Below are 16,460 nucleotides of genomic sequence, written 5' to 3' on the forward strand. Positions count from 1 at the left end.
TGGCGAAGACGGCGAGGAAGCAGCCGGCGGCGAGGAGAAGGGCGGTCATCCGTGTCCGCCGTCGGTGTGCCGGTCGTCGGTCGCGCTGGTGGAGACGTAGGTGCAGCCGCGGCCGGGAGCGTGGTCGTCGAGACGGGGGCAAGGGAGACCGGTGGGGTCGTCGGCGAGGTGGTGGTCACACACCGGCAGGCTCCTTCGCGGGGGTGAGGTGGGGGCAGCCGTCCTTGCCGAGGCGGTACGGAGGGCCGCAGGCGAGGCAGCGGTCGCCGCGGCGGCAGGTGTGCTCGGCGGAGATCCGCTGGGCGTCCTGGTCGGTCTCGTGGAACCGGAGCCAGCCGCAGACGCGGCAGGTGGTGACGGTGCCGCCGCCTTCGTGGGTGGTCGCGATGCCGGTGGTCTCCGAGTCGGGGGCCGGCTTGGGGCCGTAGCGGGTCTGATCGGGGCGGGGGAGCGGCGGGAGGTCGTTGGGGTGGGGTGCCCAGGTGCCGGCAGCGCGCTTCTCAGGGGCGAGGTAGGGCATCAGGCACCTGCCTCGAACAGGCCGAACAGGCCGGCGTCGTCTCCGGCGAGCTGCACGGCGCGGACAGGGTCACGACGGCGCGCGATGCGAGCCTCGATGAGTGGGAGGTACTCGGCCTCGCGCTCGATCGCGACGCAGCGGAACCCCTCGATGACCGCGGCCTCCACGGTGGTGCCCGACCCGGCGAACGGCTCGAGGACGACACCGCCGGGCGGGGTGATGAGCCGGACGAGCCAGCGCATCAGCTCCAACGGCTTCACGGTGGGGTGTGCGACGCCGTCCACGCGGGGACGCTCCTCGGAGCTGGCCTTGGCGACGTAGAAGAAGCGGGACGCGCCGCCGGTGTCGCCGTAGGTCTCGGTGGCGGTGCGGGCGGAGAACGTGCCGTAGGCGTCGCCCTGGCGGGTGGTGCGGTCGACGTCGGGGCGCATGTAGCCCGACGTGAGCGTCCCGCTCTGCTCGTCGAGCTCGGCGGCCTGGTGCTCGTCGAGCACGACGTTCGCCGGCCAGCGGCCGGACGGCTGGGTGAAGTCCTTGCCGACCGTCTTGCCGGGGACGTTCATCCCCGACCCGGCGCGCAGGGACGCCGACTCCGATCGCCCGCCGACCTCGGCGTAGGCGCCGCCGTTCAGGTCGTCCGTGGTCTCGATCCGGCAGCCGTCGATGTTCAGCGCGCCGGTGCCGTGGGCGAGGACGTTGGCGGCGACGGTGCCGGCGAGGGGCTTGCGAGCGACGACGATCGGCTCGAACGCGGGCTTGAGCGCGGTGCCCCAGCCCTGCCACGACCGCGCAGCGTCGGTCGACGGCGCTGTGATGTCCCGATTCTCGCTGTCGCCGACGATCGGGGTTGAGCCCTTGCCCGCTCCGCGTCCGGTGGTTCGCTCGCCGACCTTCTCTCGTTCGGCCTCGGCGATGACCTCATCCCACTTGTCGTCCATGTGCAGGGTGGCCTTGAGCTTCGGCCACCACTTGGCGGACGGAAACTGGTGATGCTCCCAGTTCCAGACGGCTCCGGTCTGACTGCCCACGACCTCGCGTTGCACGTCGGCCAGCGACAGACCGAGAAGCAAGCGGCGGCCGTACATCTCTTCGGCGAACTCCTTGTGTCGCAGGAACCCGGGTCGTTTGTCGATCGCCTTGGAGACGTCGAGCGACTTCGGGAAGCCGGAGCCGTAGAGCCAAGCGATGGAGTCGCGGATCTCGAAGCCGCCGACCTCGATCGCCACCGCGAGCCGGTGCCAGGTGCGGGAGCCGCCGAACGCGAGCAGATGGCCGCCAGGCTTGAGGACCCGCAGGCACTCGCGCGCCCACTCCTCGCCGGGCGGCAGCGAATCCCACTCCTTGCCCATGAAGCCGAGGCCGTAGGGCGGGTCGGTGACTACGGCGTCGACCGACGCGTCGGGGAGCTCGCGGAGCACGTCGAGGCAGTCGCCGTGGTGGAGGGTGATGCTGTCGTCGGCGAAGTGGACGGTCATCCGGCCACCGCCGGGTGGTCCACGTACAGCGCGAGCTGCTCGTCGGTCGGCTCGAGGTACCGCCACTGGATCCGCGTCACCACCGCGTCCACAGGGATGCCCTGCGCGCGCACGAAGTACCGGTCGACGAACTCGGCCGGGTCCATGCCAGGGAAGCCCTCGCGGGCGACCTCGACGCGCCCGTACGTCGACCAGCGGCCGGTGACCGGGTCGAGCGCCGGCCGGTCGGGGTCGGTGAGCCAGGACAGCGGCTCGCGGCGCACGTCGAGCACCACGACGTCGTCGACGTGCACGATCGGCTCGCCGGCCTTGCGGCCCATCACCTTCCGGACCAGCGTGAGCCGGTCGCCCGGGCGGAGGAGCCGGCGGCCGCGGCGGTCCTCCCACCAGTTGAGGCGACGGGTGACGTCCTTGACCCGGTCGCGGACCTGCTGCTCGGTGTACGCCACCGACATCAGGCGCGTCACGGGGTCACCGTCCGGGCGTTGCCGATCGGGGCGTGGGTGCCGAGCTCGTGGTAGACCGGGTGGCAGCCGTCGGCGGTGACCTCGGGCTCGCGGGTGAGGATCCGGAGGATCTCGGTCCGCATGTCCTCGGCGCCCTGCCGGTACGCCGGTCGGTCGACCGCGGTGACATGCAGGTCCTCGATCTCGGGCACGGCGCGGTCCAGGTCGGGCTGGATGCGCTCGGCCCGGCGGCGGGCGAGCCACTGCCCGGGCCTCATCGGGTCACCCCCAGCACGCGGCCGGCCTGCTCGACGAGGTTCCAGTAGGTGTGGTCCCCGTCGTGCCGGTCAGGGTGCACCGCGGCACGCGCGTGCCGCCACGCCTTCTGCGTGGTCTCGGCCCTCGGGTCGCCTTCGAGGCGGAACCCGGTCAGCTCGCGGATCACCCGCAGCGCCTCGTCCTGCCCCATCTTCGACGACCCCGCCGGCATCGGGGTGCCGCCGCCGATCGCCTTGAAGCCGGCGTACTGTTCGCCAGTCTCGAAGGCGCCGTACCGGTCGACGGCCCGGAGCGCCTGGAGAGTCATGGCGATCGCGCGGACGTTGTGCTGCCAGTCCGGGCCCTGCCCGGAGTACGGCGCGTAGAAGGTGTCGCAGCGCCTCAGCATCGGTCCGTGCTTGGAGTCGAACGCGACCACGACGGCCGGCGTGGTGGCCTCACGTGCGTTCGCGCGGATCGTGCCGTCGAGGCGGAGGTCCTGCTCGCGGACGTCGACCTCGATCACGAGGTTGCGGCCCTGGAGGTACTGCACCTCGGTGAGCAGCAGCGACTCCGTGTCACCCCACTTCGCCGAGAAGCGGGTGGCCTGGCGGGCGCTGGCCGGCCGGAGCCAGGTGCGGTCCGAGAGCGGACGGACGGTGTACTTCATCGAGTGCTCCTCTCGTGGGGCAGGCGGGACGGCTCCAGCGGCATCTCGCCGTCGAAGGCGAGGAGCCACTGCCGGCGCACGGACCGGACGAGCTCCATGTGCGCCTTGCCGCGGTTCCCGGCGACCAGGAAGGCGACGGCCGTCCGGCAACCGATGGCCCGCTGGGCATCGATGACGACCTGCACGTGCGGGTCGTCGGTCTCGGTCGTGTCGACCGGCACGACGACCAGCGGACGCCGCGTGCTGGTGGTCCGGGCCAGGGTGCTCATGCCAGCACCGCCTGGGCGTTGGTCAGGTCGGTGTGCAGCGGCCACCCGGGATCGACACCGTCGTGCTCGATCTCGTGCCTGTCGAAGTACTTCCGCAGCCCGTCGGCCTGCTGCCGGCGCCACCCGACCTGCTTCTCGAACAGGGTCGACAGCTTGAGCCGGGCGACGTCGGGCCACAGGGTGGTGATCCGCACGGCGAGCCGCATCGCGGCGAGGGTGTCCGCGGCCGCGTCGTGCGCACCGGCGTGGAAGATCCCGTAGTGCTGGCACAGCGAGCCGAGGGTCTTGTCCTCGACACCACAGCCGCCGCACGTGTGCTTCCCGCCCCGGCAGCCACCCTTGACCTTGCGGTAGGGGTCCCATGCCTTCTCCAGCACCATCGGGTCGACGACACCGGTGATCCCGCCGGTCTGCTCGGTCACGGTCGGCAGGTCGGCGCGGCCGAGCTCAGCCTCGAGGAGGGTGAGGTCGTACGACGCGTTGCACACCACGAGCGCGCACTCGCGCCTCATGGTCGCCGCGACCTGCCCGGCGATCTGCTGGAGCGCGACCTCGCGGGAGAACGGGGTCTCGACGCCGTGCGCGATCCGCAGGGCGCCGAAGCCGCGGAGCCGCTGCTCGAGCCGGTCGAGGGTCCAACCGTGCACGGCCGCGGCCTCGTCGGGGATCTCGGTGCCGGGGTGGATGAGCCACTGCATCGTGATCGGGCGCGACGCCGGCGCGGTGTGCACGATCGCGGCGGTGACGACGCGCTCGGTGCGGGGGTCGGTGCCGGTGGTCTCGGTGTCGAGTCCGACCATCGGGGCCTGGTGCCACTTCGGCGCGGCGCTCATCGGTTCGCCTTGCTGGGGCAGCCGATGATGTGGACGTCCGACGCGCAGTCGGTGCTGTCCGTGCAGCGGTCGAGGCCGCGAGTGCGATCGATGATCGCGGTGCGCCACGCGGCGGAGGTATTGCCGTCAGCGGTCATGCCGCACGCCGTGTGGGCCATGGCGGCGGCCAGCGCGAGCGTCGCGTGCACCTGCGCCACGGCTGCGAGCGCGGCCGCGCCGATGTTGGCCTCATTCGCCGTGCTCGGCGTCTGGCGCTCCAGGATGAGGCGAGCGTCGTGCGCAAGGTCTTCGGCGAGCCGGTAGTGCTCCGGGCCGTTCACGACGCGACCTCGCCGTCTTCGATCAGCACGCCGACTCCCGTGCCGTCGGCCACCCGCTCCACCCACACCTGGTAGTCCCGGGCGGCCGCCATCTCGTAGATCAGGCCCATCGACTCCGCGTCGAGCAGCGACCCGTCGAGGATCCGGATGACCCGCAGCTGCGGGTTCAGCGACATCGCCATCGCCAGCGACACCCGGATCTGCTCGGCCGACGAGGCCTGAGCGAACGGCACGCCGCGGTACGTCACGCCGTCGTCGTCGAACCCGAGCCCGTCGACGGGGAACGTCGCCTTCGCGAGCGCGTCCGCCTTCACCTGGTCGAGCTGCGCGAGCTCCTGGGTGAGCGCGTCGTAGTCGTCGGTCAGCTCGTCCCGCTCGGCAGCGCGCTGCCGGAGCGTGGCGTTGTCCCGGATCCGGGCGTTGGTCTGCTCGACGTCGGCCAGCTCGGCACGCAGCGTCTCGATGCGCTCGGCGACCGGCTGGTGGAACGCGACGGCCTGCCGCGCACCCTGGAGCCGACGGCGGGCGGCCACCAGCTGCTCCTCCAGCTGGTCGACCATCGTGGCCGCGGCCTGCTCCTCGGCGCGCTCGCGCTCTTGCTGGGCCTCCTGCTCGTTGAGGTGGGTGATCTGGTCGATCAGGTCGGAGGCCGACACCTCCTCCGACGGCAGGTCCGGGTCGACCGGCGGGATCTCCCCGAGCGCCTTGCGCTGTCGTCCGACGTCGGTGCGGTGATCGAACACGCGGCGACGCTGAGCGGCGATGTCCTCGAGGTCGACGTCGAGGTCGACCAGCTCGAGCAGCGCGTCGCGCTGCTCCCGGGCCGAGAGCCGCGTGAACGCCAGCGGATCGAAGGACAGCTGCCCGACCAGCGCGTCGAGGACACCCTGCGGGCTGGAGTACTTCGCCCCGTCGGCCGCGGTCACTGTCAGCGCGCTGCTCTTCCCCGCCTTCCAGACCCGGGTGACGGTGAGGTCGCCGAGGTCGAGGGTGACCGACGCCTGTTCCTCACCGTCGCGGATCGGGCGCGGGGTCGTGCGGGCGGCGGTGCCGCCGCCGAGGGCGAGCCACATCGCGTCGAGCACCGAGGTCTTGCCCTGGGCGTTGCGCCCGGAGATGACCTGCATGGTCCCGTCGGGGGTTATCTCGACGGCCTTGAGCCGCTTCACGTTCTCCGCGGTGAGCTTGATGATCTTCATGCCGCGTGTCCCGTCTGGAGCTGGGTCAGGTAGTGGGCCAGCTCGGCGGCGGACGCGGAGTCCGCGGTGAGGCCCTGCATCACCTGGGCGAAGTGGTCCTGGACGTCCGCGGATGTCATGCCCTGGCGGCCGGCCTCGGTGACGATCTGCTGCCAGATGGCGTCGGCGTCCAGGCCCGGGTCGGCGGTGTGCGTCGCCTCCTCGGGGACGAGCTCGGCCTCGACCGGCTCGTCCGCCGCGGGCGACGCGCCCTGCTCCTGGCTCGCCTTGATCTGGTCGGCGCGGGCCTTGAAGGCTGCCGTGATCTCCGCGACCTTCGCGGGGTCGGCCTGTGGGTTGGAGGGCGCCTGGGTGCCGACCAGCCGCGCGTTGACGATGTCGGTCCAGACGGCCTGCAGCGCGTCGAGGTCGGCGCAGTTGGCCATCCGGTCGGCGTACGGCGCGTAGAGGTCCTCCTGGCCCTGCTGCTCCTCGCGCTGCTCGCCGGCGGGGAGTGCCGCGTGCTGCTGACCGATGGCAGGGGCGGCGTCGCCGGCTCCTCCGATCGCCGGCGCCCCGCCCGGACCGCCGACGATCTCGACGAGCCGCTGCTTCGTGACGTGCAGGTCGAGGAACGGGACCACGAATCGGGAGGTCTGCGGGCCCTTGTCGGTCTGGATGATCGACGACCGCTCCGCGAGCCCGAGGGTCGCGGGCACGAGGTCACCCACGTGCATCGCGAGCTCGGTCACCGAGGGGAGCTCGGCCGCGGCGTTCCAGCCCTTGGTCTCCATCCGCCAGACACCGAGGGACTCGATCTCGGAGAGCATCACCGATAGCCGCGTCGTGGGCTTCTCGATCGCGGCGATGTGGTCAGGGTCCTGCGGGTCACAGAAGGTGCCGGCCACGTCCTTCTCGCCGTCGCAGCGGTGCTGGAGGCCGGCCTTGGTCCAGTGCTCGTGCCACTGGGAGAAGCCGCCCTTGACGACGATGACGGGGATGGCGGTCGCGTCGGTAACGACCTCGAACTCGCCCTTGCCGGCGTTGTCCCAGGGGCGGGCCTCGCCGCCGTACTTGGCGGCGATCGCGTCGATCTGACGCTGGGAGGCGGATGTGAAGCGGAACCGGTCGAGCTTGGCGGGCCGGGTGTACTCGCGGCCGGCCTTGGAGACGCCGGTGACCTTCTGGCCGAGGCGGATCCGGCCGTGCTCGGCCATGCGGCGCTGGGTGGTGATGATGGGCATGATCAGGAGTCCTTCTGGTCGTCGGTCGTGGGGACCGGGAAGTTGTGGAGAGAGGCGGCCCGGCAGTGCAGCCGCGGGCCGGGGCCGTCGGTGTGCTCGGCGTTGCAGACGTAGGCCGGGGAGTGGCAGAGCGGGCAGGTGAGATCGGTGGGCATCAGGCCACCGCCTCAGCAGGCGCGACCGGGACGAGCGGCCGTCCGATCACCGGGTCCGACGCCTGCGCCGAAGCGATCCGCGACGACCACTCGTCGACCATCTGCGCGTGCCGGAAGTACCGGTACTCCGTGTCACCGCACCGCACCGGGTACAGCCGGTAGCCCTCCGGACGCAGGTGCAGCACGACACCGACCTGAGCGGTCGGCGGCATCGGAACCCGGGACCCGTCGCGCAGCCAGGCGACCTTCGCCCGCCGGTACGCCGACATCTGCAACCCGGCCTCCGGGTAGACCCCGTGCACGTGGCCGGCCGAGGTGATGCGGTCCCAGTCGCCACCGGTCTTGGTGTCGCCCATCAGGTCGATGCCGGGGTCGACGTCGTACCCGGCCGCGCGGAGAGCGTCACCGATCCGCCCGTCCGCGCCGATCGTGTAGTCCAGCGTCCCGGCCCACCCGTCGTCGGCGTTCGCGACGACCATCTCCGAGGCCGTCCACCGCGGCGCCCACTCCTGCTCGAACGCCAGGAAGTGCTCCAGGAACGGCGCGAGCTCCGGCCCGTCGACCTCCCACGTGGTCTCCCCGACCGTGATCGTCTGCGGCAGCGGGGTGCCGAGGAGACGGGACTCGATGACCTGGTGGACCAGCGACCCGACCTCGGCCCGCTCCTCCTTCTTCCGGGTGTGCGCCCGCAGGATCCACGACCGGAGCTCGGCGAGCTGCTCGGGATGCCGCGACGCCGCAACCAGCGCGGGGAGGTGCTCGATCGCACAGTCCGTGCACGTCTTGGCCGACCAGAACATCAGCGCAGGCTTCGGCACACCACCGCCGAGGATCGTGGTGACCGAACGGAGCCGGTCGCCAGTGACGTGGTCGGCGTAGTAGCCGTTCGCCTGCCGGGCGGGGATCTTCTCCTTCTTGGACTGCCTCGGCTGAGCCTTGTGGTCCATCGGCCGTCCGGTGACCTCCGGCACGCCGGGGGAGTCGAGCCGCAGCGGGCCCTCGTCGGGGATGTCGCTGGGGTCGCTCATGCCGCACCTCCCGTCGGCCGGGTCGGGGCCGGCTTGGTCTCCCACGCGCACGACCAGCAGTCCGCGACCGTGCACGTCGCGGCGTCGTGGGCCGGCTTCGCCTGGTCGTGGCGGAACAGGTCGACGTCGCCGGCGGTCAGCTCGCCGCGCGTCGGGCGGTCGTCGTCCGGCACGACGGACAGCAGGCGGGTCATCGGTCCCACCTGGCCTTCTCGTCGGCGCAGTACCGGCAGTGGTGCGGTGCGCAGGTCGGGCAGTAGGGCTTGCCGTCGTGGGAGCAGACGTCGCGGTCGATCCCGCCGCACTGGGTCTCGCAGCCGCACAGGATGTCGGCGCAGCCGCGGCAGACGTCGTGGTCGGTGGGGATCAGCGCGATCGGGACCTCGGCGAGGTCATCCCACAGGGCGTCGCCGGCCTCGACGGTCCACCGGGCCATAAGGACCTCCAGCGCGAGGTTGGTGAACTCGCGCGCGTGAGAGGGGTGTGGGAGGAACCGGACGGCGAAGTCGGGGTGCTGGCCGTCGAGGTGGGTGGGCTGGGTGATGCCGACGGCGTCGGCGATCGCCATGAGGTCGTCCCGCTCGGGCTGCTGGGCGGTGCTCATCACTCGTCCCCCGATCGCGACGGAGCCGGCGGGGCGTCCCAGGTCGACGTGCGCAGGGCGATCCGGACGTCGATGTACCCCGGCTTCATCGGCTGCTGGTCGCGGTACATCGCCCGCTTGCCCTCGTAGAACTCGACCCACTGGAGAGCGGAAAGCGGCGGCGTGACCGGGCCGAGTTCGCGCACCGGCTCGTTGGGCGTGTACCGACCGACGACCACGAGGGAGGTCTGGTCCGTCGGAAAGGCGTTGCTGAGGTCCGGGGTGCTCATCGGGTCACCGCCTGGAGGTAGTCGACGGCCGAGTCCTTGAGCTGGACCCACTCGATGACGACCCGCACGCCGGTGTCGGGCAGCCGGCCGGTGACGATGCAGCTCTCCAGCACGCTGTCGGGGGCGGCGACCTTGCGGACCTCGTCGACACCGTCGAGGAGCGACGCCTGCCAGACCGCGGCGTCGTCACCCCGGATGGCGAACTGGAGGTGGTGCTCCTCCAGCTCGATGCTGCCGGGCTCGGGGAGGTGGTAGCGGTCGATGTGATCGGCCAGCGCGTGGAGCGCGTGGGCGACGAGCTCGGCGCGCTGCGTCGTGCTCAGCGTGGAGCTGGCCGGCGTGGCGCTGGTGGTGGGGTGGTTCATCGGTACGATGCCTTTCGAGTAGTTCGAGACCCCTGGCGCGGCTTCCGACGGCGAGCGCTGGGGGTTCTCGGCTTGGATGGGGTGCTTCAGGCCGTGCGGGTGTTCTGCGCGATGTAGTCGTCGAGGTCCTTCTCGTAGACCCGGGTCTTGGGCCGGCTGCCGGTCGCCTTGATGTCGACGGCGCGGAGCTTCCCGGCCGCGATCAGGTGGTAGACGTGGCCGCGCGAGCAGTCGAGACGGCTGGCCGCACTGCTGACCGCGAGCAGCTGGGCCCGCTCGCTCTCGGGGCGGGTGGCGGTCATGCCGGCACCTTGCGCGTCTGGCGGGTGCTGTCGGCGACACGCGACACCGACTGCTCGAAAAGAAAGCCGGGAGGGCACTGAAGTGCCTCCTCGATGGCCCGGGCGGTGACCAGGTTGCAGGTGTCGCGGAACCCGGAACGCAGGTGGTTGACGATCGCCGGGCCGACGCTGTCGTTGGGGTCGGCCTTCTTGGCGATCTGGTTCGCCCGCCGAGCGAGCTCGCGGCCAGAGATCTTGTGGAACTCGATGTACTCGTTGAGGACGCGTCGCGACTTGAGTCGCACGATCAACCTCCATGGGTCGGGCTTCTTCACGTGGGTCTCCATCTTGTAGGCACTGTCGCGTGCTGTCAACAACACGCGACACGCAATGTAGTCACCGACCGCCTACACGCGCAAGGGGCGATGTAGGCGCAGGAACGGGTTACTGCGCTGTAGTTTGTAGCCAGAGCGCGCCGCCAGTGACTACGCACCGGGTTGCGCGAGAGTGACTACAGGAGAACTGTCCAGCCCGTGAGCGCACTGTCAGAAGCCCTGAACAAGGCCAACGAGCACGACTGGTCGTCGAGAGAGATCTCCCGGCGAGCCGGCGGACGTATCCATCACGCGACCGTCGCGAACTTCATGCGCGGCCGCCACGCAGCCACGCCCGGTGACGAGGTGCTGTCGGCCTTCGCTGATGTCTTCCCGAGCCTGTCCCTCGAACGTCTGCGCGAGCTCGCAGGGAGCCCGGCGGGGGAGAGCGACCCCTACGAGCCACCGCCGGAGTCCGACCGGCTGAACGCCCGCCAGCGGAAGGCTGTCGACGAGGTCATTCGATCTATGGTCGCGCTCGAAGGCGGCTCGCTATTCACAGCGCGCGTCGAGGGCGAGGCAGCCGCCCTTGGGATCTCGGTGACACGGTACGCCGCGGAGTTCGAGTTCGACTTCATCCGAGCTCGGCGGGCTCGCATCACCGAGCTGCGCCCCGAGCTCGACCGGTTCCTGTCCTTCTCCGACGGGGACGTGAGCCAGGCAGCCGACATGGCGCTCGACGACCCGGACACCGACCCGCTCGTCTGCGACCTACTCCTCGACGCGCAGGCGATCGTGGGCGCGTCGGAATCCGTGGTTCTCGCAGCGGCGGCCCGACGGGGAGAGCCACGGCTGCGCGGCCTTCGGGGTGGCCAGGACGTCGCTGGGGAAGCCCCCGACCCCGATGGTCCCGAGCACGGCGCCTGAGCGAACGGAGAAGACGATGCTGAAGAGGCTGCTCGCCACAGCGACTGTGCTCGCTGCGGTGACCGCAGGCGTGACCGCGTGCTCAGACGATCCGGACACGTCACCAGGTGGCGCCGACGGGCGCACAGCCGGGTCGGCTGACGATGGCGAGACCACAGGCGACTCCAGCGGGCCCAGTGGCGAAGACGTGCGGGCCTTCTTCGAGGCGCTGGCCTCAAGCGACGTGACGCAGATGGAGGACGTGAGGTCGCTGGCTGCCCCCGGCTCGGTGGCAGCGCTCTACCTCGAGCACCAGACGGCGCTCTCTGTTGCGCTCCGCGACGGCGGGTCGGAGGCCTATGACCCTGAGCGGTTGACGAAGAAGGGTGATGGGTTCGAGAGCTGCTCGACCGCGGACAAGAAGGACGAGAAGAAGAGCTGCTCGACCTACGGCGATATCCAGTCCGACGGCGACAAGATCTCCTCGTTCACCGTCAACGGCAAGGACCTGCGGAATCGGCTGCTGGCCGGCGGCAAGAAGCGATTCAAGGCCGGGGACCTCGCGGAGATCAGGTTGGTCACGGCGTACCAGAGCGTCAACGGTGACCTCTATGTTGCACTCGACCTCCGCAACACCACCTCCGGGGCGGCGGTCGCGGTGGAGTCCCGAACCGCCTACAGGACCCCAGAAGGCCGGCAGGTCCAGCTCGCCGGGCAATCCGGCCCGACCTCGGTCCAGGCTGACTCGATGGCCCACATTGCTCTGGCCTTCGCCGCGGCCGAGGTGGGCGGAGAGTTGAACCTGCAGCTCTTCGTAGAGTCCGGCGGGTCCCAGTCAGCTGAGGTCAGGATCCCCCTGAAGTAGCCCAGCGGCTTTCCGTCGGACCCCCTACCTAGGGTCCGTGGCATGTACGACCCGTGGGTGGATCTCGAGGCGCACCGGCTCGCCGGGTGGCGGATCCGGTGGCGCCGGCTGCCCGGCCGCCTCGGCTGGACCCACTGGGAGTCCAGCACGACGTACCTCGACCCCGACCAGGACGGCCCCCAGGAGCGTTGCACTGGTGCTCACGAGGTCGTGCACATCGAGCGCGGCGCGACCGTGGTCGGCTGGGAGGAGTGGGAGGAGCGGATCGTGGACCGCATCGCCGCCCGCCGGCTGATCACCCTCGACGACCTCGTTGAGGGGATGCTGTGGGCCTACGACAACGAGGAGCTCGCCGGCGTGTTGTGGGTCGACGTGCCGACCCTCGTGACCCGGCTGCAGGACCTCACCGAGGCCGAGGGCCGAGAGGTGCAGCGCCGGCTCGATGAGGCCGAGGCCCGGTTCCCCGACGAGATCTACGACGACGTGGCGTGGTCGGAGGCTGGCTTCGACTGGCAGGGCTACCCAGCCGAGCCAGCCGACGCGGCGGCGGCCGACCTCGCTCCGGGTGACTACCCGCCGATCCAAGAGCCCCCAGACGACGAGCCCCCGTACGACGACCACCCCTACGACGACCAGCCCCACGACGACTACCCCTACGAGGAGGTGCCCTGACCATGGCCCAGTTCGACAAGCTACCCTCCGGGCGATGGCGCGCGACCGTCGTCACCCCGATCAAGCTGCCCAGCGGCCGCCGCAAGCGCATCACCAACTCCGACCCCCTCAAGAGCGTCGTCGCCGAGTGGGCGCGCCGCCAGGAAGCGGCGATCGCCGCGGGCACGTGGATCGACCCCACCGACGCCGACACCACGCTGGGGGAGTACCGCGAGCGGTGGCGGAAGACGAAGATCGCCGACGCCGTCTCGATCGACAAGACCGACTCGCACTGGCGCACCCACATCGAGCCCGTCTGGGCCGGCCACCCCCTCGGCCTGATCACCCGCCCGGACCTCAAGGCGTGGGTGAAGACCATGGCGACCGAGCAGTGCCGCCGCTGCTACGGCAAGCCCGGCGTCGACCGCCACGGGATGCTCCGCACGCACACCACGAAGCTCGCCGGCGCCGCGCTGCTCAAGGCCCAACGCACCGGCGAGCCGACGACCCGGCGGTGCTCCGGCAGCGGGATCGAGGCCGGCCTCGGCGCCTGGACGATCCAGGGGATCGTCGCGCACGTCTCTGGCCTGCTGACCGCCGCGGTCGACGACGGCTTCATCCCGGTCAACCCCGCCGTCCGGCTCGACCTCCCACCGGCCCGACCGAAGCCGCCCTTCTTCTGGCACGACGCCGAGATCGACAAGATCGTCGACGAACTGCAGGACGGCCACCAGCTGGCCGTGGACTACAACATGCTCGTCGGGCTGCGCCCCGGTGAGCTGTTCGGGCTCCTCATCGACTACGTCGACCTCAACATCTGGCAGATCAACGTCCACGGTGTCGCGACCCGCAACGGGTGGCGGCCCTACGCGAAGAGCCAGAAGTCCCACCGTGCCGCCCCGATCCCGCGGCGGCTGCGCGAGCGGTTCGCCGAGCACTGCGCCGGCCTGGTTCCTGGGGACCTCGTGTTCCCGGCACCGGGCGGGGGAGTGTGGAACGACCGGAACTTCGCGACGAGGGTCTTCACGCCAGCGCTCGAGCGGGCCGGCGTGCGGGCCGGGACGCCGTACGACATGCGCCACACCGCGGCGTCTCGCCTGGTCCAGCGGGGCGTCGACCTGAAGCGAGTCCAGGAGCTGCTGGGGCACGAGAAGTACTCCACGACGCTGCGCTACGCCCACCTCCGGCCGGGGGCGTTCGACGAGATCCTGAACGCCTGGGACGAGTAGCGCTGCACGGTCCGTCCTCACCACGTCCTCACGGGCGGTCGGACTGTCGGGAAACGAAGAAGCCCCCGATCTGCGTTTCCGCAGGTCAGGGGCTAGTTCTGTGGTGGTGGGCGATACTGGGTTTGAACCAGTGACCTCTTCCGTGTCAAGGAAGCGCGCTACCGCTGCGCCAATCGCCCTTGTGGAGTTGTGTGGAGGTGGGTACGGGATTTGAACCCGTGTACACGGATTTGCAGTCCGTTGCCTCGCCTCTCGGCCAACCCACCGCGAAGGCCTTCCCAAAATCTGACTCTGGACTGACCTGGTCAGCCAGTGGGCCTGACCTCTCCGAGCGGACAACGAGACTCGAACTCGCGACCTCAACCTTGGCAAGGTTGCGCTCTACCAACTGAGCTATGTCCGCATCACACCGCTTCGCCGGTCGAAACCCGCTCTGTGGTGCGGTTGAGAACATTAGCCGATCCGGTGAACGGCGCCAAAACGGGGGGTCCCCCTCGGCATGTCGACGGGCTCGGCGGACCTCTCCAGGAGCCTCCTAGGCTGGCCCCATGCGCGTGTGGATCAACGGGAACCTGCTGTCCGACCCGACGGCGCCGGCGGTGCCGGTGACCGACCATGGCCTCACCGTCGGGGACGCCGTCTTCGAGGCGGTCAAGGTGGTCGACGGCCAGCCGTTCGCGCTGCAGCGCCACCTCGACCGGCTGGAGCGCTCGGCGGCGGGCCTGGGCCTGGTCGGCCTCGACCCCGAGCAGGTACGACGCGGCGTGCACGCCGTGCTGGAGGGCGAGCCGATGCCGCTGGGCCGGCTGCGGATCACCGTGACCGGCGGCAACGCGCCGCTGGGCAGTGGGCGAGGCAGCGACCCGGTGACGGTGATCGTGGTGGCGAGCCCGATGGACCCCGCGGCGGAGACGACGGCGGTGGTCACCGTCCCGTGGCCGCGCAACGAGCGCGGAGCGCTGGCGGGGCTGAAGACCACGTCGTACGGCGAGAACGTGCTGGCCCTCGCCCGGGCGCAGGAGGCCGGTGCGAGCGAGGCGATCTTCGCCAACCTGGCGGGCCACCTGTGCGAGGGCACCGGCACGAACGTCTTCTACGTGGTCGACGGCGAGGTGCGCACGCCCACGTTGGCGAGCGGCTGCCTGGCGGGGGTGACCCGGGCGCTGCTCATCGAGTGGTTCGGCGCGACGGAGGTCGACGAGCCGATCGAGGTGGCCGCGGGGGCCGAGGAGATCTTCCTGGTCTCGACGACGCGTGACGTCCAGGGCGTGCACCGCTGGGACGACCGGACGCTGCCCGCGCCCGGCCCGGTCACCCAGCGGGCGGCGGAGGCGTGGGCCGCCAACGAGCCGTCCCTGTTGGGCTTCAACCGCTGACGACGCTCAGCTCGACGCCGTCGCCGAGCCGGTAGGGGTTGGTGGCGAGGAGCGCCCCGAGCGCGCGGCGCATCCGCGAGATCTCGGCACGCACCGTCACCTGGTGCTCGCCGTCGCCGTAGAGCCGGTGGCTGAGGACCCCGGCGGTCAGCCCGCCCCGGCCGGCGGCGGCGAGCAGCGCCAGCACGTCGGCATGGCGTGGCGAGAGGGCGACCCGCCACGGCGCCTCGCCGCCGCGCACCTCCAGCATCGCGGGCGTGCTGGACAGGTCGAGGGTCGCGCGCAGGAGCGTCGCGCCGGACGAGGGCCGGATCAGCCAGCCGCCGCGCAGCCGCTCGGGCAGGCACACCCCCAGCCCCGGTACGGCGACCGCCCGGTCCGCGCGCGGCGCCTCCACCCGGTCGCGGACCGCGACCCCCTGGTGCGCGGCCACCCAGCCGTGGTCGTCGACGACGAGGAGCGGGCCGTTGGCGCCGGACAGCAGCGGCTCGGCCGAGCGGCGCAGCTGCTCCAGGCGCTCCTCGTGGTGGCGCCACAGCCGCGCCTCGGCGAGCCGGACCGACGCCGTCACCAGTGCCTCGATGGCCGGATGCAGGGTGAGCGCGGGGCCGCTGACGTCGACGATGCCGAGCAGGGAGCCGTCGATCGGGTCGTGGATGGGGGAGGCCGTGCAGTACCAGGGCACCTGGGCGGTCTCGAAGTGCTCGGCGGAGAACAGCTGCACCGGCGCGCCCTCCTCGAGCGCGGTGCCGATCGCGTTGGTGCCGACCGCGCCCTCGGTCCACAGCGCACCCTCGGCGAACCCGAGGCCGTCGGCCTGGCGGCGGACCCGCGGCGAGCCGCTGCGCCACAGCACGATGCCGTCGGCGTCGGTGATCACGACGAGATAGCTGGAGGCGTCCGCGGCGGAGAGCAGCAGCTCGCGGATCTCGTCGACGACCAGCGCCAGTCGCGACGTACGACGCCGCTCCTCGACGTCGCCGGGGCCGAGCGGGTCGCGTCCGGTCCGGGCGTCGGGGTCCATCCCGAGGTCGATGACCCGGGCCCACGAACGGGCGACGAGGGCGCGCGGACGCTGCGGGGGAGCGCTGCCGGCGAGCACCGCGTCGTGGATCCGGACCAGGTCGCGGGCCCGCGTGGCGAGGTCGTGCGGGGCCATGGTCCCACCGTAGGACGAACATGTGACCGGGGCCACATGCAACAT

General features: G+C 71.2%; 25 protein-coding genes and 3 tRNA genes. 5 read left to right on the plus strand and 23 right to left on the minus strand.

What is annotated here, in order from left to right; genetic code table 11:
- Nucleotides 1-45: 45 nt before the first annotated feature.
- The 19 genes from MRBLML1_RS12790 to MRBLML1_RS12880 form a co-directional block, all read right to left on the minus strand.
- Entirely contained in the window at nt 46-183 is a 138-nt protein-coding gene (locus MRBLML1_RS12790; RefSeq protein ID WP_364516388.1) for a hypothetical protein, read from the minus strand.
- Nucleotides 176-520: a hypothetical protein gene (locus MRBLML1_RS12795; RefSeq protein WP_364516390.1), complete on the minus strand. Its 345-nt coding sequence runs from the start codon at nt 518-520 to the stop codon at nt 176-178. Before MRBLML1_RS12795 ends, MRBLML1_RS12790 begins: the two co-directional genes overlap by 8 nt.
- A complete protein-coding gene (locus tag MRBLML1_RS12800; protein ID WP_364516392.1) occupies nt 520-1,995 on the minus strand; it encodes a DNA-methyltransferase in 1,476 nt (491 codons plus the stop codon). The genes MRBLML1_RS12795 and MRBLML1_RS12800 overlap by 1 nt, the downstream gene beginning before the upstream one ends.
- Nucleotides 1,992-2,462 (minus strand): hypothetical protein, encoded by a 471-nt coding sequence (locus MRBLML1_RS12805; protein WP_364516394.1) that lies wholly within the window; start codon nt 2,460-2,462, stop codon nt 1,992-1,994. The genes MRBLML1_RS12800 and MRBLML1_RS12805 overlap by 4 nt, the downstream gene beginning before the upstream one ends.
- A complete protein-coding gene (locus MRBLML1_RS12810) occupies nt 2,459-2,719 on the minus strand; it encodes a hypothetical protein (RefSeq protein ID WP_364516396.1) in 261 nt (86 codons plus the stop codon). Before MRBLML1_RS12810 ends, MRBLML1_RS12805 begins: the two co-directional genes overlap by 4 nt.
- Nucleotides 2,716-3,369, minus strand: a complete 654-nt coding sequence (locus MRBLML1_RS12815) for a hypothetical protein (protein WP_364516398.1) — start codon at nt 3,367-3,369, stop codon at nt 2,716-2,718. The genes MRBLML1_RS12810 and MRBLML1_RS12815 overlap by 4 nt, the downstream gene beginning before the upstream one ends.
- A complete protein-coding gene (locus MRBLML1_RS12820) occupies nt 3,366-3,638 on the minus strand; it encodes a hypothetical protein (protein ID WP_364516400.1) in 273 nt (90 codons plus the stop codon). The genes MRBLML1_RS12815 and MRBLML1_RS12820 overlap by 4 nt, the downstream gene beginning before the upstream one ends.
- Nucleotides 3,635-4,471 (minus strand): hypothetical protein, encoded by an 837-nt coding sequence (locus MRBLML1_RS12825; RefSeq protein WP_364516402.1) that lies wholly within the window; start codon nt 4,469-4,471, stop codon nt 3,635-3,637. Before MRBLML1_RS12825 ends, MRBLML1_RS12820 begins: the two co-directional genes overlap by 4 nt.
- Nucleotides 4,468-4,791 carry a hypothetical protein gene (locus MRBLML1_RS12830; protein WP_364516404.1) on the minus strand — a complete coding sequence of 108 codons (324 nt, stop codon included), beginning with the start codon at nt 4,789-4,791 and terminating at the stop codon, nt 4,468-4,470. The genes MRBLML1_RS12825 and MRBLML1_RS12830 overlap by 4 nt, the downstream gene beginning before the upstream one ends.
- Complete coding sequence (locus MRBLML1_RS12835; RefSeq protein WP_364516406.1) at nt 4,788-5,990, minus strand: AAA family ATPase; 1,203 nt, start codon at nt 5,988-5,990, stop codon at nt 4,788-4,790. Before MRBLML1_RS12835 ends, MRBLML1_RS12830 begins: the two co-directional genes overlap by 4 nt.
- The gene (locus MRBLML1_RS12840; protein WP_364516408.1) at nt 5,987-7,213 is read right to left on the minus strand and encodes a hypothetical protein; all 1,227 of its coding nucleotides are present in this window, start codon (nt 7,211-7,213) and stop codon (nt 5,987-5,989) included. The genes MRBLML1_RS12835 and MRBLML1_RS12840 overlap by 4 nt, the downstream gene beginning before the upstream one ends.
- Nucleotides 7,214-7,215: 2 nt before the next feature.
- Nucleotides 7,216-7,368: a hypothetical protein gene (locus MRBLML1_RS12845; RefSeq protein ID WP_364516410.1), complete on the minus strand. Its 153-nt coding sequence runs from the start codon at nt 7,366-7,368 to the stop codon at nt 7,216-7,218.
- Complete coding sequence (locus MRBLML1_RS12850) at nt 7,368-8,396, minus strand: hypothetical protein (protein ID WP_364516411.1); 1,029 nt, start codon at nt 8,394-8,396, stop codon at nt 7,368-7,370. The genes MRBLML1_RS12845 and MRBLML1_RS12850 overlap by 1 nt, the downstream gene beginning before the upstream one ends.
- Nucleotides 8,393-8,590: a hypothetical protein gene (locus MRBLML1_RS12855; protein WP_364516413.1), complete on the minus strand. Its 198-nt coding sequence runs from the start codon at nt 8,588-8,590 to the stop codon at nt 8,393-8,395. The genes MRBLML1_RS12850 and MRBLML1_RS12855 overlap by 4 nt, the downstream gene beginning before the upstream one ends.
- On the minus strand, nt 8,587-9,000 hold the full coding sequence (locus tag MRBLML1_RS12860) for a hypothetical protein (RefSeq protein ID WP_364516415.1): 414 nt from the start codon (nt 8,998-9,000) through the stop codon (nt 8,587-8,589). Before MRBLML1_RS12860 ends, MRBLML1_RS12855 begins: the two co-directional genes overlap by 4 nt.
- Entirely contained in the window at nt 9,000-9,269 is a 270-nt protein-coding gene (locus MRBLML1_RS12865) for a hypothetical protein (protein ID WP_364516417.1), read from the minus strand. Before MRBLML1_RS12865 ends, MRBLML1_RS12860 begins: the two co-directional genes overlap by 1 nt.
- Entirely contained in the window at nt 9,266-9,634 is a 369-nt protein-coding gene (locus MRBLML1_RS12870; protein WP_364516419.1) for a hypothetical protein, read from the minus strand. The genes MRBLML1_RS12865 and MRBLML1_RS12870 overlap by 4 nt, the downstream gene beginning before the upstream one ends.
- A gap of 86 nt (nt 9,635-9,720) precedes the next feature.
- Nucleotides 9,721-9,936, minus strand: a complete 216-nt coding sequence (locus MRBLML1_RS12875; protein WP_364516421.1) for a helix-turn-helix domain-containing protein — start codon at nt 9,934-9,936, stop codon at nt 9,721-9,723.
- Nucleotides 9,933-10,250, minus strand: coding sequence for a hypothetical protein (locus tag MRBLML1_RS12880; RefSeq protein ID WP_364516423.1), 318 nt, complete (start codon nt 10,248-10,250; stop codon nt 9,933-9,935). Before MRBLML1_RS12880 ends, MRBLML1_RS12875 begins: the two co-directional genes overlap by 4 nt.
- Before the next feature lie 198 nt (nt 10,251-10,448).
- Between MRBLML1_RS12880 and MRBLML1_RS12885 the strand changes: the two genes are divergently transcribed.
- From MRBLML1_RS12885 to MRBLML1_RS12900, 4 genes are read left to right on the plus strand one after another with little or no spacing between them, the layout of a single operon-like run.
- Nucleotides 10,449-11,156, plus strand: a complete 708-nt coding sequence (locus MRBLML1_RS12885; protein ID WP_364516425.1) for a hypothetical protein — start codon at nt 10,449-10,451, stop codon at nt 11,154-11,156.
- 16 nt (nt 11,157-11,172) lie between these two features.
- A complete protein-coding gene (locus tag MRBLML1_RS12890; protein ID WP_364516427.1) occupies nt 11,173-12,000 on the plus strand; it encodes a hypothetical protein in 828 nt (275 codons plus the stop codon).
- A 42-nt stretch (nt 12,001-12,042) separates the two neighbouring features.
- A complete protein-coding gene (locus MRBLML1_RS12895; RefSeq protein WP_364516429.1) occupies nt 12,043-12,672 on the plus strand; it encodes a hypothetical protein in 630 nt (209 codons plus the stop codon).
- 2 nt (nt 12,673-12,674) lie between these two features.
- On the plus strand, nt 12,675-13,880 hold the full coding sequence (locus MRBLML1_RS12900) for a tyrosine-type recombinase/integrase (RefSeq protein ID WP_364516431.1): 1,206 nt from the start codon (nt 12,675-12,677) through the stop codon (nt 13,878-13,880).
- A 104-nt stretch (nt 13,881-13,984) separates the two neighbouring features.
- On the opposite strand, the gene MRBLML1_RS12905 is transcribed toward MRBLML1_RS12900, so the two are convergent.
- From MRBLML1_RS12905 to MRBLML1_RS12915, 3 genes are all read right to left on the minus strand, one after another.
- Nucleotides 13,985-14,059 (minus strand) — tRNA-Val (locus tag MRBLML1_RS12905).
- 13 nt (nt 14,060-14,072) lie between these two features.
- Nucleotides 14,073-14,146: transfer RNA gene (locus tag MRBLML1_RS12910), tRNA-Cys, on the minus strand.
- Nucleotides 14,147-14,210: 64 nt separating this feature from the next.
- Nucleotides 14,211-14,283: transfer RNA gene (locus MRBLML1_RS12915), tRNA-Gly, on the minus strand.
- A gap of 145 nt (nt 14,284-14,428) precedes the next feature.
- Between MRBLML1_RS12915 and MRBLML1_RS12920 the strand changes: the two genes are divergently transcribed.
- Nucleotides 14,429-15,256 carry an aminotransferase class IV gene (locus tag MRBLML1_RS12920; RefSeq protein ID WP_364516433.1) on the plus strand — a complete coding sequence of 276 codons (828 nt, stop codon included), beginning with the start codon at nt 14,429-14,431 and terminating at the stop codon, nt 15,254-15,256.
- Here MRBLML1_RS12920 and MRBLML1_RS12925 read toward each other — a convergent pair.
- On the minus strand, nt 15,246-16,415 hold the full coding sequence (locus tag MRBLML1_RS12925) for a GAF domain-containing protein (protein ID WP_364516435.1): 1,170 nt from the start codon (nt 16,413-16,415) through the stop codon (nt 15,246-15,248). The two genes, MRBLML1_RS12920 and MRBLML1_RS12925, sit on opposite strands and share 11 nt — an antisense overlap.
- Nucleotides 16,416-16,460: the final 45 nt, after the last annotated feature.

Source organism: Nocardioides sp. LML1-1-1.1, from assembly GCF_040676175.1.
Lineage (GTDB): Bacteria > Actinomycetota > Actinomycetes > Propionibacteriales > Nocardioidaceae > Nocardioides.

What these genes read in the sequence shown, in the direction of transcription:
- MRBLML1_RS12795 (WP_364516390.1), bottom strand. Translation starts at nt 520, where the DNA reads ATGCCCTACCTCGCCCCTGAGAAGCGCGCTGCCGGCACCTGGGCACCC.
- MRBLML1_RS12800 (WP_364516392.1), bottom strand. Translation starts at nt 1,995, where the DNA reads ATGACCGTCCACTTCGCCGACGACAGCATCACCCTCCACCACGGCGAC.
- MRBLML1_RS12810 (WP_364516396.1), bottom strand. Translation starts at nt 2,719, where the DNA reads ATGAGGCCCGGGCAGTGGCTCGCCCGCCGCCGGGCCGAGCGCATCCAG.
- MRBLML1_RS12815 (WP_364516398.1), bottom strand. Translation starts at nt 3,369, where the DNA reads ATGAAGTACACCGTCCGTCCGCTCTCGGACCGCACCTGGCTCCGGCCG.
- MRBLML1_RS12820 (WP_364516400.1), bottom strand. Translation starts at nt 3,638, where the DNA reads ATGAGCACCCTGGCCCGGACCACCAGCACGCGGCGTCCGCTGGTCGTC.
- MRBLML1_RS12825 (WP_364516402.1), bottom strand. Translation starts at nt 4,471, where the DNA reads ATGAGCGCCGCGCCGAAGTGGCACCAGGCCCCGATGGTCGGACTCGAC.
- MRBLML1_RS12835 (WP_364516406.1), bottom strand. Translation starts at nt 5,990, where the DNA reads ATGAAGATCATCAAGCTCACCGCGGAGAACGTGAAGCGGCTCAAGGCC.
- MRBLML1_RS12840 (WP_364516408.1), bottom strand. Translation starts at nt 7,213, where the DNA reads ATGCCCATCATCACCACCCAGCGCCGCATGGCCGAGCACGGCCGGATC.
- MRBLML1_RS12845 (WP_364516410.1), bottom strand. Translation starts at nt 7,368, where the DNA reads ATGCCCACCGATCTCACCTGCCCGCTCTGCCACTCCCCGGCCTACGTC.
- MRBLML1_RS12850 (WP_364516411.1), bottom strand. Translation starts at nt 8,396, where the DNA reads ATGAGCGACCCCAGCGACATCCCCGACGAGGGCCCGCTGCGGCTCGAC.
- MRBLML1_RS12855 (WP_364516413.1), bottom strand. Translation starts at nt 8,590, where the DNA reads ATGACCCGCCTGCTGTCCGTCGTGCCGGACGACGACCGCCCGACGCGC.
- MRBLML1_RS12860 (WP_364516415.1), bottom strand. Translation starts at nt 9,000, where the DNA reads ATGAGCACCGCCCAGCAGCCCGAGCGGGACGACCTCATGGCGATCGCC.
- MRBLML1_RS12865 (WP_364516417.1), bottom strand. Translation starts at nt 9,269, where the DNA reads ATGAGCACCCCGGACCTCAGCAACGCCTTTCCGACGGACCAGACCTCC.
- MRBLML1_RS12870 (WP_364516419.1), bottom strand. Translation starts at nt 9,634, where the DNA reads ATGAACCACCCCACCACCAGCGCCACGCCGGCCAGCTCCACGCTGAGC.
- MRBLML1_RS12875 (WP_364516421.1), bottom strand. Translation starts at nt 9,936, where the DNA reads ATGACCGCCACCCGCCCCGAGAGCGAGCGGGCCCAGCTGCTCGCGGTC.
- MRBLML1_RS12890 (WP_364516427.1), top strand. Translation starts at nt 11,173, where the DNA reads ATGCTGAAGAGGCTGCTCGCCACAGCGACTGTGCTCGCTGCGGTGACC.
- MRBLML1_RS12895 (WP_364516429.1), top strand. Translation starts at nt 12,043, where the DNA reads ATGTACGACCCGTGGGTGGATCTCGAGGCGCACCGGCTCGCCGGGTGG.
- MRBLML1_RS12900 (WP_364516431.1), top strand. Translation starts at nt 12,675, where the DNA reads ATGGCCCAGTTCGACAAGCTACCCTCCGGGCGATGGCGCGCGACCGTC.
- MRBLML1_RS12920 (WP_364516433.1), top strand. Translation starts at nt 14,429, where the DNA reads ATGCGCGTGTGGATCAACGGGAACCTGCTGTCCGACCCGACGGCGCCG.
- MRBLML1_RS12925 (WP_364516435.1), bottom strand. Translation starts at nt 16,415, where the DNA reads ATGGCCCCGCACGACCTCGCCACGCGGGCCCGCGACCTGGTCCGGATC.